Origin of the sequence: Burkholderia sp. S171 (assembly GCF_009766085.1) — a bacterium.
Taxonomy (GTDB): domain Bacteria; phylum Pseudomonadota; class Gammaproteobacteria; order Burkholderiales; family Burkholderiaceae; genus Caballeronia.
This window is the reverse complement of the sequence record NZ_LMUF01000041.1, coordinates 1-15,047: the sequence shown is the minus strand read 5'-3', so window position 1 is coordinate 15,047 and position 15,047 is coordinate 1. Positions and strand designations below refer to the sequence as shown.

General features: G+C 59.7%; 16 protein-coding genes. 3 read left to right on the top strand and 13 right to left on the bottom strand.

What is annotated here, in order from left to right:
• Positions 1-43: 43 nt before the first annotated feature.
• From GSQ93_RS21820 to rpe, 8 genes are all read right to left on the bottom strand, one after another.
• Positions 44-817 (bottom strand): uracil-DNA glycosylase, encoded by a 774-nt coding sequence (locus GSQ93_RS21820; RefSeq protein WP_158937733.1) that lies wholly within the window; start codon positions 815-817, stop codon positions 44-46.
• Positions 814-1,470: a CYTH domain-containing protein gene (locus tag GSQ93_RS21815; RefSeq protein WP_158937732.1), complete on the bottom strand. Its 657-nt coding sequence runs from the start codon at positions 1,468-1,470 to the stop codon at positions 814-816. Before GSQ93_RS21815 ends, GSQ93_RS21820 begins: the two co-directional genes overlap by 4 nt.
• A 21-nt stretch (positions 1,471-1,491) precedes the next feature.
• Entirely contained in the window at positions 1,492-2,277 is a 786-nt protein-coding gene (gene trpC, locus GSQ93_RS21810; protein ID WP_158937731.1) for an indole-3-glycerol phosphate synthase TrpC, read from the bottom strand.
• A gap of 12 nt (positions 2,278-2,289) precedes the next feature.
• Positions 2,290-3,321 carry an anthranilate phosphoribosyltransferase gene (gene trpD, locus GSQ93_RS21805; RefSeq protein ID WP_158937730.1) on the bottom strand — a complete coding sequence of 344 codons (1,032 nt, stop codon included), beginning with the start codon at positions 3,319-3,321 and terminating at the stop codon, positions 2,290-2,292.
• Positions 3,322-3,335: 14 nt separating this feature from the next.
• Positions 3,336-3,920, bottom strand: a complete 585-nt coding sequence (locus GSQ93_RS21800) for an aminodeoxychorismate/anthranilate synthase component II (RefSeq protein WP_031364568.1) — start codon at positions 3,918-3,920, stop codon at positions 3,336-3,338.
• A 14-nt stretch (positions 3,921-3,934) separates the two neighbouring features.
• The gene (gene trpE, locus GSQ93_RS21795; protein ID WP_158937729.1) at positions 3,935-5,431 is read right to left on the bottom strand and encodes an anthranilate synthase component I; all 1,497 of its coding nucleotides are present in this window, start codon (positions 5,429-5,431) and stop codon (positions 3,935-3,937) included.
• A 401-nt stretch (positions 5,432-5,832) separates the two neighbouring features.
• Positions 5,833-6,582 (bottom strand): phosphoglycolate phosphatase, encoded by a 750-nt coding sequence (locus GSQ93_RS21790; RefSeq protein WP_158937728.1) that lies wholly within the window; start codon positions 6,580-6,582, stop codon positions 5,833-5,835.
• Positions 6,579-7,274, bottom strand: a complete 696-nt coding sequence (gene rpe / locus GSQ93_RS21785) for a ribulose-phosphate 3-epimerase (RefSeq protein ID WP_158937727.1) — start codon at positions 7,272-7,274, stop codon at positions 6,579-6,581. The genes GSQ93_RS21790 and rpe overlap by 4 nt, the downstream gene beginning before the upstream one ends.
• A gap of 271 nt (positions 7,275-7,545) precedes the next feature.
• On the opposite strand from rpe, the gene apaG reads away from it, so the two are divergent.
• Entirely contained in the window at positions 7,546-7,920 is a 375-nt protein-coding gene (apaG, locus tag GSQ93_RS21780) for a Co2+/Mg2+ efflux protein ApaG (RefSeq protein ID WP_089161389.1), read from the top strand.
• Between the two features lie 48 nt (positions 7,921-7,968).
• On the opposite strand, the gene GSQ93_RS38540 is transcribed toward apaG, so the two are convergent.
• Entirely contained in the window at positions 7,969-8,091 is a 123-nt protein-coding gene (locus tag GSQ93_RS38540; RefSeq protein ID WP_255540185.1) for a hypothetical protein, read from the bottom strand.
• Here GSQ93_RS38540 and GSQ93_RS21775 point away from each other — a divergent pair.
• Entirely contained in the window at positions 8,090-9,256 is a 1,167-nt protein-coding gene (locus tag GSQ93_RS21775) for a murein transglycosylase A (protein ID WP_158937726.1), read from the top strand. The genes GSQ93_RS38540 and GSQ93_RS21775 overlap by 2 nt on opposite strands.
• Before the next feature lie 166 nt (positions 9,257-9,422).
• Here GSQ93_RS21775 and paaK read toward each other — a convergent pair whose 3' ends face one another.
• The 4 genes from paaK to paaN all read right to left on the bottom strand — a co-directional run bounded on the left by paaK (position 9,423) and on the right by paaN (position 13,895).
• The gene (gene paaK / locus GSQ93_RS21770) at positions 9,423-10,727 is read right to left on the bottom strand and encodes a phenylacetate--CoA ligase PaaK (RefSeq protein WP_158937725.1); all 1,305 of its coding nucleotides are present in this window, start codon (positions 10,725-10,727) and stop codon (positions 9,423-9,425) included.
• 75 nt (positions 10,728-10,802) lie between these two features.
• Complete coding sequence (gene paaI / locus GSQ93_RS21765; RefSeq protein WP_158937724.1) at positions 10,803-11,234, bottom strand: hydroxyphenylacetyl-CoA thioesterase PaaI; 432 nt, start codon at positions 11,232-11,234, stop codon at positions 10,803-10,805.
• A gap of 33 nt (positions 11,235-11,267) precedes the next feature.
• A complete protein-coding gene (gene paaG / locus GSQ93_RS21760) occupies positions 11,268-12,065 on the bottom strand; it encodes a 2-(1,2-epoxy-1,2-dihydrophenyl)acetyl-CoA isomerase PaaG (protein WP_158937723.1) in 798 nt (265 codons plus the stop codon).
• A 120-nt stretch (positions 12,066-12,185) separates the two neighbouring features.
• Positions 12,186-13,895: a phenylacetic acid degradation protein PaaN gene (paaN, locus tag GSQ93_RS21755; RefSeq protein WP_158937722.1), complete on the bottom strand. Its 1,710-nt coding sequence runs from the start codon at positions 13,893-13,895 to the stop codon at positions 12,186-12,188.
• 130 nt (positions 13,896-14,025) lie between these two features.
• Here paaN and GSQ93_RS21750 point away from each other — a divergent pair, with 130 nt between their 5' ends.
• Entirely contained in the window at positions 14,026-14,802 is a 777-nt protein-coding gene (locus GSQ93_RS21750; RefSeq protein WP_158937721.1) for an enoyl-CoA hydratase, read from the top strand.
• The last annotated feature ends 245 nt before the right edge of the window (positions 14,803-15,047 follow it).

Below are 15,047 nucleotides of genomic sequence, written 5' to 3'. Positions count from 1 at the left end.
CGTTTGAAAAAAACCGCCGTGTCGTGAGACATCGGCGGTTTTTTTATGCAGGTGTGTCAGGCAGACGCCAGTCGATGGCGGGTCGCCCGTGTTCCTCGAGATACTTATTCGCCGACACAAAATGCCCGCAGCCCAGAAAGCCGCGATGGGCCGACAGCGGAGACGGGTGGGGCGCCTCCAGCACGCAATGCGCTTTTCCAGCCGCCACCGCCGACGCGATCAACCCTCGTTTCGCCTGCGCATGCGCGCCCCAAAGCATGAACACAAGATGTTCGTGCCGACGCGCAAGTTCGTGAATCAGCGTGTCGGTGCAATGTTCCCAGCCGCGTTTGGCGTGACTGCCGGCTTTATCGCGTTCAACTGTCAGCGATGTATTCAGCAGCAGCACACCTTGTTGCGCCCAAGCGTCGAGGCAACCGTGAGCGGGCGCTGTAAAACCAAGACTGGCGTTGATTTCCTTGAAGATATTTTTCAGCGATGGCGGCGGCCGAACCGGCGCCGGCACCGAAAACGCCAAGCCGTGAGCCTGCGGTGCACCGCGATCTTCGCCGTGATACGGATCCTGTCCGAGAATGACGACCTTTACGTCGCCGGGACGAGTCAGGCGCAAGGCGCGGAAGACATCGGCGGGATAAACGGTCTTGCCGGCGGCGCGCTCGGCGTCGACGAACGCGCACAACGGAGCGTAATGCGGGCTATCGATAAAAGTCTTCAGATGTTTGCGCCAGTCGGCCGGCAACGCGTCGAACTGACTTTCGAGCGACGTAAAAGGCTGGGCTTTCGATGTCTCAGCTTCAAACAGTGACGCCTGACTCATTTCACGCCGCCGTTGGATCCGGCCACTTTGGGCTCGCACAGGTCGTAGCCCCGGCGTGCTTTGCTGGCGTCTTCCGGCTGGAGATACAGGAACGCTCCCCGCATTTGCGCGGCAAGGGCGTTCAATGCTTCCTCGTTGCCGGATTTCAGTTCGAGTTCGAGTTCGCTGATCGGCGTGGTCAGGCGCTCGCCGTCTACATCCGCCACGACCTCGCCGAGATCCAGCGCGGCTTCAATCTGCGCACCGTCAATCTCGACGTCCCAAATCACGCGCGAGAAATCGGTACGGAATAGCGCAATCAATTCGGGCGCGGCGTCGCTGAGCGCGTTGGCAGCCTGCTCGTCGTCGCAGATTTCAAGCAGCGCGGGGATTTCCAGCGCCTCGCCGGCTACGGGCTGCTCCCACTCGTGCCGGTTATGCAAACCGCCCGTCGATTCACCCGCCGTCTTGTACGTTTGCAGCCACTCATCCGGCGTGCGGCGCAGGCGAACCGCACTTTTCGCTTTGGCGAGCGCGCGATCCGGAGTGTCGAAGTACACGTTGGTGAGCTGGATCTTGCGGCCTTCCTGACCGGTGCGTTGCGTCAGGTCTTTCGCTATTTCACCGTGTTCCGACGTGGGCAGCGCCAGTTTGATCTCGCGTTCAATACTCAAAATAAACTCCGTGCAGCAACGTCAGAAGAACATCCGCGCCAGTTCGGTACCGGGGTCGTCGGCGCGCATGAACGCTTCGCCGACCAGGAACGTTTGCACGTCCATGGCGCGTAGCCGGTCGACATCGACACGGCTCAGAATGCCCGATTCGGTTACCACTATACGATCTTCGGGAACCATGTCCAGCATGCCGATCGTCGTTTCAATCGATGTCTCGAACGTGCGGAGATTGCGGTTATTAACGCCAATTAATGGCGTCTTCAAGGTAAGCGATTGCTCGAGTTCGTCACGATCGTGAACCTCCACGAGCACCGCCAGCCCGAGCGAGTGCGCGTACGCTTCCAGATCGCGCATTTGCAAGGGCTGGAGCGCGGCGGCGATCAAGAGGATGCAGTCGGCACCCATCGCGCGGGCTTCCAGGATCTGATAAGCATCGACAATGAAGTCCTTGCGTAGAACCGGCAGGCTGCAAGCGGCGCGTGCCTCTTCAAGATATGCAACGCTGCCCTTGAAGAACTGCACGTCGGTCAGCACCGACAAACACGCGGCGCCGCCTTGTTCGTATGACTTTGCGATATCGGCGGGGACGAAGTTCTCGCGCAGCACCCCCTTCGACGGACTCGCTTTCTTCACTTCCGCGATGATCGCCGGCTTCCCGGCGGCGTGCTTCGCGCGCAATGCGCCGACGAAGTCGCGCGAGTCGCGCGTGCTCGCCTGCAAACGCAGTTCCTCAAGCGACACGCTTTCCTGCGCTATACGAATTTCACCGCGTTTGACTTCGATGATGCGGTCGAGAATGTCACTCATGTCCTGGCCTCTTTATTTGGCGAATTGCTGCGTGAAGCGCACGAGTTCATCGACTTTTTCGCGCGCTTGCCCGCTCGCGATCACCTCTTTCGCGACGACCATGCCGGCCTCGATCGATTCGACCACGTTCGCGGCATACAGCGCCGTGCCTGCATTCAGCGTCACGATTTCACGCGCGACGCACGGCTTGTTGTTCAGCGCGCCGAGCAGCATGGTCTTCGATTCCTGCGCGTCGGCCACTTTCAGCGTTCGGTTCGACACCATCTGCAGGCCGAAATCTTCCGGATGAATCTCGTACTCGCGCACTTCGCCGTTGCGCAACTCGCCGACCACCGTTGCCGCACCCAGCGATACTTCGTCCATGCCGTCCTTGCCGTACACCACCAGCACGTGCTTCGCGCCGAGACGCTGCATCACGCGCACCTGGATGCCGACGAGATCCTCATGGAACACGCCCATCAACTGATTGGGCGCGCCGGCCGGGTTGGTGAGCGGACCGAGAATGTTGAAAATCGTCCGCACGCCGAGTTCACGACGCACCGGCGCGATGTTTTTCATCGCCGGATGATGGTTCGGCGCGAACATGAAACCCATGCCCGTTTCGGCAATGGATGCCGCCACTTGTTCCGGCTTCAGGTCGATATTCACGCCGAGCGCTTCAAGCACGTCCGCGCTGCCCGATTTACTCGATACCCCGCGATTACCGTGCTTCGCGACCTTCGCGCCGGCGGCCGCCGTGACAAACATGGTGGCCGTCGAGATGTTGAAGGTATGCGAGCCGTCGCCACCGGTGCCCACGATATCGACAAGATTCTCGCTATCCGGCACGCTCACGTGATTCGCGAACTCGCGCATCACTGTAGCCGCCGCGGCGATCTCGCCAATGGTTTCCTTCTTCACGCGCAAACCCGTGATGATCGCGGCGGACATCACCGGCGACATCTCGCCGCGCATGATCATGCGCATCAGGTGCAGCATTTCGTCGTGGAAAATCTCGCGATGCTCGATTGTCCGTTGTAGCGCTTCCTGGGCCGTAATAGTCATGATCGGATCTCGGTTCACGCGCGAATGCCTTGCGCCGGGCTCTTGACGAAGTTTTCGAGCAGCGCATGGCCGTGCTCGGACAGGATTGATTCCGGGTGGAATTGCACGCCCTCGACCGCGAGCTCCTTATGACGCACGCCCATGATTTCACCGTCGGGCGTCCACGCGGATATTTCCAGGCAATCCGGCAGCGACTCGCGTTCGATCGCGAGCGAGTGATAACGCGTCACGCTGAAATGTTTCGGCAGGTCGGAAAACACGCCGCGGCAATCCGTTTCGATCGTGCTGACTTTGCCGTGCATGATGGTTTGCGCACGCACCACGCGTCCGCCGAACGCCTCGCCAATAGCCTGATGGCCGAGGCAAACGCCAAGAATGGGGATCTTTCCGGAAAACTCGCGCAGCACGTCGAGCGTGATGCCCGCGTGTTGCGGATTGCTCGGCCCCGGCGAGAGGCAGATCCGTTCGGGATTGAGCTTCGCGATTTCATCGAGGGTAATTTCGTCGTTGCGGAAAGTCCGCACGTCCTCGCCCAGTTCGCCGAAATACTGCACCAGGTTATAGGTGAACGAATCGTAGTTGTCGATCATTAGCAGCATGGTCTGTCTCCGGATCAGAAGTCGCTATCGAGGCCGTCTTGCACCTGCTCGGCGGCGCGCAGCACTGCTCGCGCCTTGTTCTCCGTCTCCTGCCATTCCGACTCGGGCACCGAATCCGCGACGACACCCGCTGCCGCCTGCACGTACAAATTGCCCTTGTGGATCAGACCCGTGCGGATCGCGATGGCGAGATCCATCTCACCCGTGAACGACAAATAACCGCAAGCGCCGCCGTACAGCCCGCGTTTCACGGGCTCCAGCTCGTCGATGATTTCCATCGCCCGCACTTTCGGCGCGCCCGATAACGTACCGGCGGGGAAGGTGGCGCGCAGCACGTCGAAATTGGTCGTGCCGGGTTTCAGCTTGCCTTCCACCGAACTCACGATGTGCTGAACGTGCGAGTACTTTTCGATCGCCAGCTTGTCCGTCACCACGACCGATCCCGTCTGCGCAATCCGGCCCACATCGTTACGTGCCAGATCGATCAGCATGACGTGTTCTGCTACTTCCTTCGGGTCGTTCAGCAATTCGGTGGCGAGTTCGGCGTCGCGTTCCGGCGTGTTGCCGCGCGGCCGCGTGCCGGCGAGCGGGCGAATGGTCACAATCCGTTCGTCGCCACGTTTTTCCTGCCGCACCAGAATTTCCGGCGATGCGCCCACCACATGAAACTCACCGCCGAAGTTGTAGTAATACATATACGGCGATGGATTCAGCGAGCGCAACGCGCGATACAGCGAGAGCGGGTTATCGCGGAACGGCTTAACCAGCCGCTGGCCGACCTGAACCTGCATCAATTCGCCCGCCGCGATGTACTCCTTCGCCTTGCGCACCGCGTTCAGGTAATCGTCCTTCGCGAACTCTCGATACGTCTCCGTACGCACGCTAGCGGAGGTTACCGGCGGCTGCACGGTCGTGCGCAAACGGGAGCGCAATTCGCGCAGGCGCTGCTTGGCTTTCGTGAAGGCTTCGGGCGTGGTCGGATCGGCGTAGACAATCAGATAAAGCTTGCCGGCGAGGTTATCGATAACCGCCATTTCTTCGGTCAGCAACAATTGGATATCGGGCAGGCCGAGATCGTCGCGCGGAGCCGAATGGGCCAGCTTCTTTTCGATATAACGCACGGCGTCATACCCGAAATACCCGGCCAGACCGCCGCAAAAGCGCGGTAGTCCCGGGCGCTGCGCAATCTTGAAGCGCTTCTGAAATTCTTCGATAAACGTCAGGGGATCGGCTTGGCTCGTTTCAATGACGTTACCGTCCTTCACCACTTCCGACACGCCGTTCTGCACACGGATCATGGTGCGGGCCGGCAAGCCGATAAACGAGTAACGCCCGAAGCGCTCGCCACCCACTACCGATTCCAGCAGGAACGAGTTGGCGCCATTGCGCTCGGTTTGAGCCAGCTTGAGATAAAGCGAAAGCGGCGTTTCGAGGTCGGCCAGCGCCTCGGCGATCAGGGGAATGCGGTTGAAACCTTCATTCGCCAGCGATTGGAATTCGAGTTCGGTCATGTTCTGATCCTTTACGTGTCGCTTGTTGGATTTGGCGACATCGAGCACACACTGGGCGCTGCGGACAATTTACCGCACGGCGCGAATCTCGCTCTCGTTTGTGCGTTGCCTGATGCTTCAAACGCTGTCCCGATCGTTTAGGCGGTGGTAGCCATTTGCTAAAACGGCACGGCCGCAAAACGGAATTTGGGCGCAACGAATGATGCGGATCAAGCCAGGCATCAAGGTAAAACAAGTCGGCGGGATCGGCGCGCGGTATGCGCAGCGAAACAAAAAACGGTTGCCGAAGACGAGCTTCAGCGACCCTCGGGCGAGGTTAGCGCGACCAGCGACGCCAGGGCCAGGCTCCCCGGTCGATGCTGCTCAGACTCCGTTTTTTGTTCAGAAACATGAGGATTGAACTAGTCAGTCGATGTTGTCGCGCCGGGTGCTACGGGCGCGGCCATGGTTGCTGCTATTGCCTGTGCGGCAGCTAGCAGGGAAGAAACTATACCATCGGATTTCACCAGGTGCACGGGTTTGCCGTGGTTGTAACCGTAAGGCACCGTAAGCGTCGCCATGCCCGCCGCGCGACCCGCCAGCGCGTCATTCTCCGAATCCCCAATGGCCACAGCTTCGCGCGGCAGCACGTCCAGCCGCTCGCAGGCAATCAGCATAGGCGCCGGATCCGGCTTTTTTTGCGGAACGGAGTCCCCGCCGAGCACAACCTTGAAGTATTCGGCCAGGCCGAATTTCGCCAGCAATTCGACAGCGAACCTGTGCGGCTTGTTCGTCACGCATGCCAGCGGCAAACCGAGATCCCGCAGCGCTTTCAGGCCTTCCGTGACTTCGGGATAGAGGGTGGCGCTTTGTCCATTGATGCGCGCGTATTCGGTCTGGTAGATCGCGAGCGCGTCCTCGAACTTCGTGGTTGCTTCCAGTGCTGAAAACCGCACGGCCAGCACGCTGCGGATCAGGTTCTCCGACCCCTTGCCGATAAATCCAATGACTTCGTCCCGATCCGTGGCCTTCGTGCCAATTCGCGCCAGCATGCCGTTGAGCGCGGCGACGAAATCGTCGGCGGTGTCGATCATGGTCCCGTCAAGGTCAATGATCGCCGCGCGCAGCGTCTTGTTCGTGAACGCCGGAAGCTCGGCCGTGAGTTCGCTCATCGCGCTTCCCCGGTATTCACTTTGGCCAACTCGGCGCGCATTTGCGCGATCACGTCGTGGTAATTGTGGTGGCCGAAAATGGCCGATCCGGCCACGAACGTATCCGCGCCGGCTTCCGCGATTTCCCGGATGTTGTCGATTTTGACGCCGCCATCCACTTCGAGATGAATCTCGCGCCCGGTCCGCTCGCGGTATTCGTCGATACGCCGACGCGCTTCGCGCAGCTTGTTGAGCGCTTCCGGAATGAACGACTGGCCGCCAAAGCCCGGATTCACCGACATGATCAGCACCAGGTCGACCTTGTCCATCACGTGGTCGAGATGATTCAGCGACGTGGCCGGGTTGAAGACAAGGCCTGCTTTGCAGCCGTGATCGCGGATCAGCGAGAGCGTGCGATCGATATGATCCGAACCTTCCGGATGAAAGCTGATCACATTAGCGCCGGCTTTCGCGAAATCCGGCACGATACGATCGACCGGCCGCACCATCAGATGCACGTCGATAGGAACATCCGTATGCGGACGCAGCGCCTCACAGACCATGGGGCCGATTGTCAGGTTCGGGACGTAATGGTTGTCCATCACGTCGAAGTGGATCCAGTCCGCACCGGCGGCGACCACGTTGCGGACCTCTTCGCCGAGGATGGCAAAGTCGGCGGACAAAATACTGGGGGACAGGCGAAATTGCGTCATGACATCAGCCGGTTGCGAGCGGAAAATGCATTTTACAGCGTGACGACCTTTTTGACCGCTGGCCAAATGGCCTATCCCCCGTCCTGCGGCCTTCCGCAGATGTTTTGCGCATTTGACAAAGCCCTTGCGCGCAGCGGCGTTCTGTTGCGGGCACTGGCTGCATCAAGCAGAATGCGTCACCTGACGTTCACGCAAATTTGCGCAACCCGCGCCGGGCCTGGGTCCGCCAAGGGTTCGAACCCGCGCAGCATATTTTTGAATTGGAAAAGCGATGAGCCAGTATGAATTCAGCGTATCCGTCCAGACGCAATATCTCCCTGAACAATCGGATCCGGACGCCCACCAGTTTGCGTTCGCCTACACCCTGACGATCCGCAATACCGGGCAGGTCGCGGCGCAACTGATCTCGCGCCACTGGATCATTACCGACAGCGACGACGTAGTGCAGGAAGTAAAGGGACTTGGCGTGGTGGGGAACCAGCCATTGCTGCCGCCGGGCGAGAAATTCGAATACACGAGCTGGGCGGTCATTGCGACGCCCGTTGGCACCATGCGTGGTTCGTATTTTTGCGTAGCCGAAGATGGCGAGCGTTTCGAGGCGCCCATTGCCGAGTTTTCATTGCACATGCCGCGTACGCTGCATTGACCAGTAGCGCCCGAGCAGGTGCGGTCAAAGGCGCTTGCGTTTGTTCTCCTAGCGCCTGTTTTTCTTCTTGCCCGAAGCCGTCCACACGACGATAAAGATCAGCAGAAGCAGCGCCAAGAGAGACTCGAGCGCAAAAATAAGCATTGGGTATTCGTCGAATAGATCAGACATGGCGGTTCTCATCAAGAACGAACATTGTATGCGTTTCACTCGCTCGCTCGCCGGATTGGCAGGTTGGGCGGCATCGATCACAGCAGCCGTCCTGCTCGCTTCGTGCGGTGGTGGCGGGGCTATCAAGTCCGGATATCTTGCGCCACCAACCGGTGCGCCGATCATTACGGGACAGCGCGCCGCGAACCGGCTGACTGCGGTGAGTTGGCAGCAGGTGCCCGGCTGGCAGGACGATTCGCTGCTCGGCGCAACCGCGGCGATGCGCCAGAACTGCAGCCGTCTTGCGCAACAGCCCGCGTGGCGCCGGGCGTGCGCGGCGGCTCAACGTCTCGACGATCTCGACATGAATGCCGCCCGCGAATTCTTCGAGGCGTACTTCACGCCATTCCAGTTGGCCAACACCGACGGCACGCTCGACGGTCTCGTTACCGGTTACTACGAGCCGTTGTTGCGGGGTTCGCGTACGCGTCACGGGCCTTATCAGTACGCTTTGTATCGATGGCCGTATCGGTTCAAATCCGGTACCGCGTTGCCCACGCGCGCCCAGCTTGAAAGTTCGGGTGTGTTGAACGGCAACGAACTGGTTTGGGTCGATGATCCTATCGAAGCGTTCTTCCTGCAGATCCAGGGCTCGGGACAAGTCGTGATGGAGGATGGCGCCACGATGCGCGTCGGGTTTGGCGGGACGAACAACCAGCCGTACAAATCGATCGGGCGTGAGCTGTTGGATCGGCGTGAACTCACACCTGCACAGGCCACGATGCAAGGTATCAAGGCGTGGGCGAAAGCGAATCCATCGCGTGTCGATGCATTGCTCGACGTCAATCCGCGCTTTGTGTTCTTCCGCGAGATGCCCGGCACGGAAACGCTGGCGGCCGGCGTGGGAACGGGGCCGGTGGGCGCCTTGGGTGTTCCGCTTACGCCCGAACGTTCGATCGCCGTCGATCCTTCTTCTATCCCGCTCGGCACGCCCGTTTTCTTGCAGACCACTCGCCCATTGAGCAATGCGCCAATGAACCGGCTGGTGTTCGCTCAGGACACCGGCAGCGCGATCAAGGGCGGCGTGCGCGCGGATTATTTTTGGGGCCTGGGCGACGATGCAGGGGATCTCGCCGGCCGGATGAAGCAGGGGGGCAGGATGTGGCTGCTGCTGCCGAATTCGTAGACGGGTTGTTTGGAGATGTCGCTAGGGTAGGCGTAAGCGTCGGCTTTGACCGGCGCTTACGCAATCAACTCGCTGCTTTGCGCGCGGACGATCATTCGCGGATCGGCCCGAAAGAGCCGGATCTTGAATGCGTGTACCGCTCGCGTAACAAGCGCAGGCTACAGAATCAACTCGCTGCTTTCCGCCGGTCGATCACGCGCCGCGCCTTTCCAACCGACCTCTCAATACCGTTCACACCCAGTACCTGAATCACTGCACTGACACCGATCAAAGCCTTGATGTCATAAGCGAGTGCGGCTTTGGCCTGATCGAGAACACCGGTATCCGGGGCCGTTTCAGGACAAGGTTCGACATGCAACGTGAGCACATCAAGCGGACCTTCTTTCGTCAGCACGATCTGGTAATGCGGTGCGAGCGCGTGCTGCTTGAGCAACAGCTCTTCAATTTGCGTTGGAAATACATTCACGCCGCGCACGATCATCATGTCGTCCGAGCGCCCCGTGATTTTTTCCATCCGACGCATCGTTCGTGCGCTACCGGGCAATAGCCGGGTGAGATCGCGCGTCCGGTAGCGGACAATCGGCAGCGCTTCCTTGGTCAGTGATGTGAATACGAGTTCGCCTAGCTCACCGTCCGGCAAGACCTCGCCGGTCTCTGGATCAATGATCTCGGGATAGAAATGATCCTTCCAGATTGTCGGGCCGTCCTTTGTCTCGACACACTCCGACGCCACCCCGGGTCCCATCACTTCCGATAGTCCGTATATGTCGACAGCGTCGATGCCCATCCGCTTCTCGATAGCCGTGCGCATGTCGTTCGTCCATGGCTCCGCACCGAAGATGCCGATGCGCAGCGAGCAATCGGCAGGATGAACGCCCTGGCGCTCGAGTTCGTCGGCGATCGACAGCATATAGCTGGGCGTCACCATGATGATGTCGGGACGAAAATCCTGGATCAGTTGCACTTGCTTTTCGGTCTGGCCACCGCCGAATGGGATCACAGTCAAACCTGCACGCTCAGCGCCGTAATGAGCGCCGAGGCCACCCGTGAAGAGACCATAGCCGTAGCTGACGTGCACTTTGTCGCCGCGCCGTGCGCCCGCAGCGCGGATGGAGCGCGCAACAAGATTGGCCCAGGTGTCGATGTCCTTCGCCGTGTAACCAACCACAGTGGGCTTGCCCGTCGTCCCCGACGAAGCGTGGATTCGCGAAATCTGGTCGTGCGGAACGGCGAACATCCCGTACGGATAGTTATCGCGGAGATCCTTCTTTGTTGTAAACGGGAAACGCGCCAAGTCGCCCAGCGTTTTCACGTCATCCGGATGCACGCCTGCTTCGTCGAACTTGCGGCGATACACCGGCGAGTTTTTATACGCATGGGCGAGCGACCACTTGAGGCGTTCGAGTTGCAGCGCCGTTAGTTCGTCGCGGCTGGCCGTCTCGATCGGGTCCAGCGGAAGCGCGTTGGTCATTGAATGTCTCCTTCTTGATCGTCAATCAATCGCCCGAATCAAGTTCGTATGGGCGCGATGTTTTTGTAGAGTGGGTCAGGATTCCACGGGAACCAGATTGCCCTTTATCTGCGACGACTTGCCGCGAAACATCGCGACTGTTTCGCCTTCACGGTTCGTGACGCGAATGTCGTAGATGCCGGTTCGCCCCGTCAGTGATTGTTCGACAGCTTCTGCCGACAAGCGGTCGCCGCCCTTCACCGCACGCAGAAATTCAATGGAACAGCCTGCCGCGACCGTGTTGATGTTGTACGAGTTACAGGCAAACGCGAACGTTGAGTCGGCCAGCGTGAAAATGAGTCCACCGTGGCAAATGCCGTGACCGTTCAGAAAGTCGTCGCGGACGTTCATTTGCATGCACGCGTAACCGGGCCGAACTTCCTTGAGTTCAAGGCCGAGCGCACGGCTGCACGCATCCGCTTCGTACATGGCTTGCGCGGTCGCGTTGGCGAGATCTTGAGGCGTCATTGTTGCGTTCTCCCGGAGTTTTCTGATCGAGATTCAGAGGCCGTCGAAGCGGGGCGCACGTTTTTCCTTGAAGGCCGCGACACCCTCGGCATAGTCGTATGAGTCACCTAGTTCGCGTTGAATGTCTCGCTCCAGATCCAGTTGCTGATCGAGCGTATTGTTGGCGGCGGCGCGGATAGCGTGCTTGATCGCAGCGATAGCCTTGGCGGGCTGCTGCGCGAGTTGCGCGGCAAGCTTCAGTGCGGCGCTCTGCAATTGCTCGTCGTCGACCACTTTCCAGACCAGTCCCCACGTTTCAGCTTGTTCGGCGCCCAGCTTGTCGCCGGTCAATGCAAGGCCCAGCGCGCGTGCTTCGCCAACGCGCCGCGGCAAGAGCCACGTACCGCCGGAATCCGGAACCAGGCCAATTTTCACAAAAGCCTGAACGAAACTTGCCGAGCGCGCCGCGACGATCAGGTCGCACGCCATGGCGAGATTCGCTCCGGCACCGGCCGCGATACCGTTGACGGCGGCAATCACGGGCAACGGCAACGTCTGCAGGCGGCGCACGAGCGGGTTGAAATGCCGGTCGATCAGGGCGCCCAGGTTGGTCATCGCCCCGGGTGTGAAGTCAAGATCGGCTAGATCCTGGCCCGCGCAAAAACCGCGTCCCGCCCCCGTAATCACCAATGCTCGGGCGTTGCTTTCTTCAACCTGGTCGAGCGCCTTGCTCAGTTCCTCATGCATTGTCCGCGTGAAGCTGTTCAGCTTGTCGGGACGATTGAGCGTCAGCGTGGCGACGCGCGTGTTGGCGTCGATACTGATGACGATTGAATTGCCGTTGTCGGACATGGTGTCTCCTTGCTCGCTACGTTGTGCAAATACGCATGCCTTCGATCCTAGCCGTGTCCGGCGCCGCGTTCCATTCGGCCGAATGGCCTATGTCTCCACGCGGCGTTGCGGGCTGGGCACCTATGCCGTTTGGCTAACTGTTGCCGGCGCGGTCTTGGGTGCAACATGCACTCTGCTTTGAACAACGCGGAAGCGGTTCGCGACGAACGCTGCGTCTGACAACGCCGAGTTAGCGGCAGGGTTAGCCCCGGTGCCGTGGAAATCCGAGTACGCCGCTGTCTGGTTGACGAACACGCCACCGGTCAGATTGATCGAGAGCGCGACACCGCCTCGAATTGCTGCGTCGTAGGCTGCGTCGACTACTGCATCGTCTGTGCTGTACACGGAGAACGTGAGCGCACCGTGTTCCGCAGCAATCGATCCCGCCAGGTCGAGAGACTGCGCAGTCGAGTCCGTGGCAATGACGAACGAGATTGGGCCGAACCATTCCTGGGTGAATTTTGCGGCGTCGGTGCGAACGTCCATTTTTAACATGAGGGGAGAGCGCACGTGGGCGTCAGGAAACGCGGGATGAGCGAGCGATTGACTATCTGTGAGCACTTCGCCTAGTTGCCGGGCGTCGGCAATGCGCGCCATCACGCCATCGTTTTGAATGGCGCCCGTCAATTCGACCGCGCGGGCCGGATCGGAGACCAGTTTTTCAACGGCAGCCGCGAGCGCCTTCGCGACGTCGTCGAAGCCCAGGTGGCCGTCGCTCGTATGGATGCCGTCGCGTGGCACGTAAATGTTTTGGGGCGCCGTGCACATTTGGCCGGAGTACAGCGCCAGCGAGAATGCGATATTACTGGCAACGGCTTTGAGGTTGTCTACGGAGTCGATCACGATCTGATTTACGCCGGCCTTCTCGGTGTAGACCTGCGCCTGATGCGCATGACGCTCTAGCCAGTTGCCGTTTTGCGTACTGCCAGTGAAGTCGATCAGCTTGATTTCGGGGCGCAGCGCAAGATCCTGAACGAGGAGGCCATCGTTCGCCTCGGTCGCGAGCAGCGTGACCACGTTCGGGTCGAATCCGGCTTCGCGCAAAACATCGCGAGCGATGCGTACCGTAATTGCCAGCGGCAGGATGGCCCCGGGATGCGGCTTGACGATGACCGTGTTACCCGTAGCTAGGTCGGCGAACATCCCCGGATAGCCGTTCCAGGTTGGGAAGGTGCAGCAACCGAGCACAAGACCCGTGCCGCGCGGCACGATGGTGAAACGCTTGTGCAACGCGAGCGGAGGATTTTTGCCTTGTGGCTTTTCCCAATAAGCATCGGCGGGAATTCGGCGGAGCTCGTCCCACGCGTAGGTCACTGCTTCGAGCGCGCGATCCTGTGCATGCGGACCGCCAGCCTGAAAGGCCATCATGAAGGCTTGCCCGGTCGTGTGCATGACGCTGTAACCGATCTCGAAACTCGCCTTGTTCAGCCGGGTCAGTATTTCGAGGCTTACACCCGCCCACGTGTCGGGGCCGGCCGCGCGCCACTGACTTTGAGCCGCTCTGGATGCAGCCAGTAGCGCGTCGACGTCCGCTTTCGGATAGCGAATTCCGAGCGCGAGCCCGAAGGGCGACCGCTCATGGCCAATCTTCTCGCCGGTTGTCGGCTGGTCCAGATCGAACGTCCGGTTCAGGTGTGCTTTGAAGGCAGCCTCGCCGTCCGAACTAGCCGTTTCACCGTACACTTTGGGGCTCGGCATTTCGGGAAACGGGCTCCAGTAGCCACGTGTTGCAATGGCGGCAAGCGCTTGATTGAGCGTCGCTTCGTGCTTCGTGAATAGCGGATGTGTCATGGCGGCAAGGGATGAGTAACGGTGATGGACGCTTGGTCAATTAATTGACCGACCGGTTGGTTTGCGAATGTTAGCATTTTCGGGACGCGTGCGCGAAGCGTTTTCGCGCGAGTTCACATAGGAGGAATGCATGGCTTACGAGAATCTTTTGACCGAAGTCCGCGGACGAGTCGGCTTGATCACGCTGAACCGGCCTAAAGCGCTCAACGCGCTAAACGACGCCTTGATGGATGAGCTCGGAGTCGTGCTGAAGCAATTCGATGCCGACGAGAACATCGGCGCGATCGTGCTGACCGGCAGCGAAAAAGCGTTTGCGGCAGGGGCTGATATCGGCATGATGGCCGGCTATTCCTATATGGACACATTCAAGGGCGACTACATCACGCGCAACTGGGAGACGATACGAACTATTCGCAAGCCCATCATCGCAGCGGTGTCGGGTTTCGCGCTTGGTGGTGGTTGCGAACTGGCCATGATGTGCGACATCATCATTGCCGCCGATACCGCCAAGTTCGGTCAACCGGAAATCAAGCTTGGCGTGATTCCGGGCGCTGGTGGTACGCAGCGCTTGCCTCGCGCAGTGTCGAAGGCGAAGGCAATGGACATGTGCCTTACCGCCCGCATGATGGGCGCCGAAGAGGCGGAGCGCGCTGGCTTGGTATCGCGCGTTGTGCCGGCGGCAAGCTTACTGGACGAAGCAATGGAGGCAGCATCGACAATCGCGAGCTTCTCGCTGCCCGCGGTAATGATGGCGAAGGAGTCCGTTAATCGCGCATATGAATCGACCCTGGCAGAGGGAGTTCATTTTGAGCGTCGCATGTTCCATTCACTCTTCGCGACTGAAGATCAGAAGGAAGGAATGGCCGCGTTTGTTGAGAAACGGAAGCCGGTTTTTAAGCACCGTTGAAATTCTTTTCACGAACCCCTTGCGCAAGGGTGCAACGGGCACTAGAATTCCGTTCCTTCGCTTCCCAAAGAGGCGAAGGGAAGTGAGAAAGTGCAGTAAGCGTGGCGCTTAAGAGGATGCCGCGGAGCCAAGCAGGACGGGCTTTGCAGCGAATCGGAAAGTTCGGGTGAAGTAAAAAACCTGTTGACGAAAAGCGAAACGCACGACATAATCTCGTTTCTGTGCTGCAGATGCAGCGACGCGAA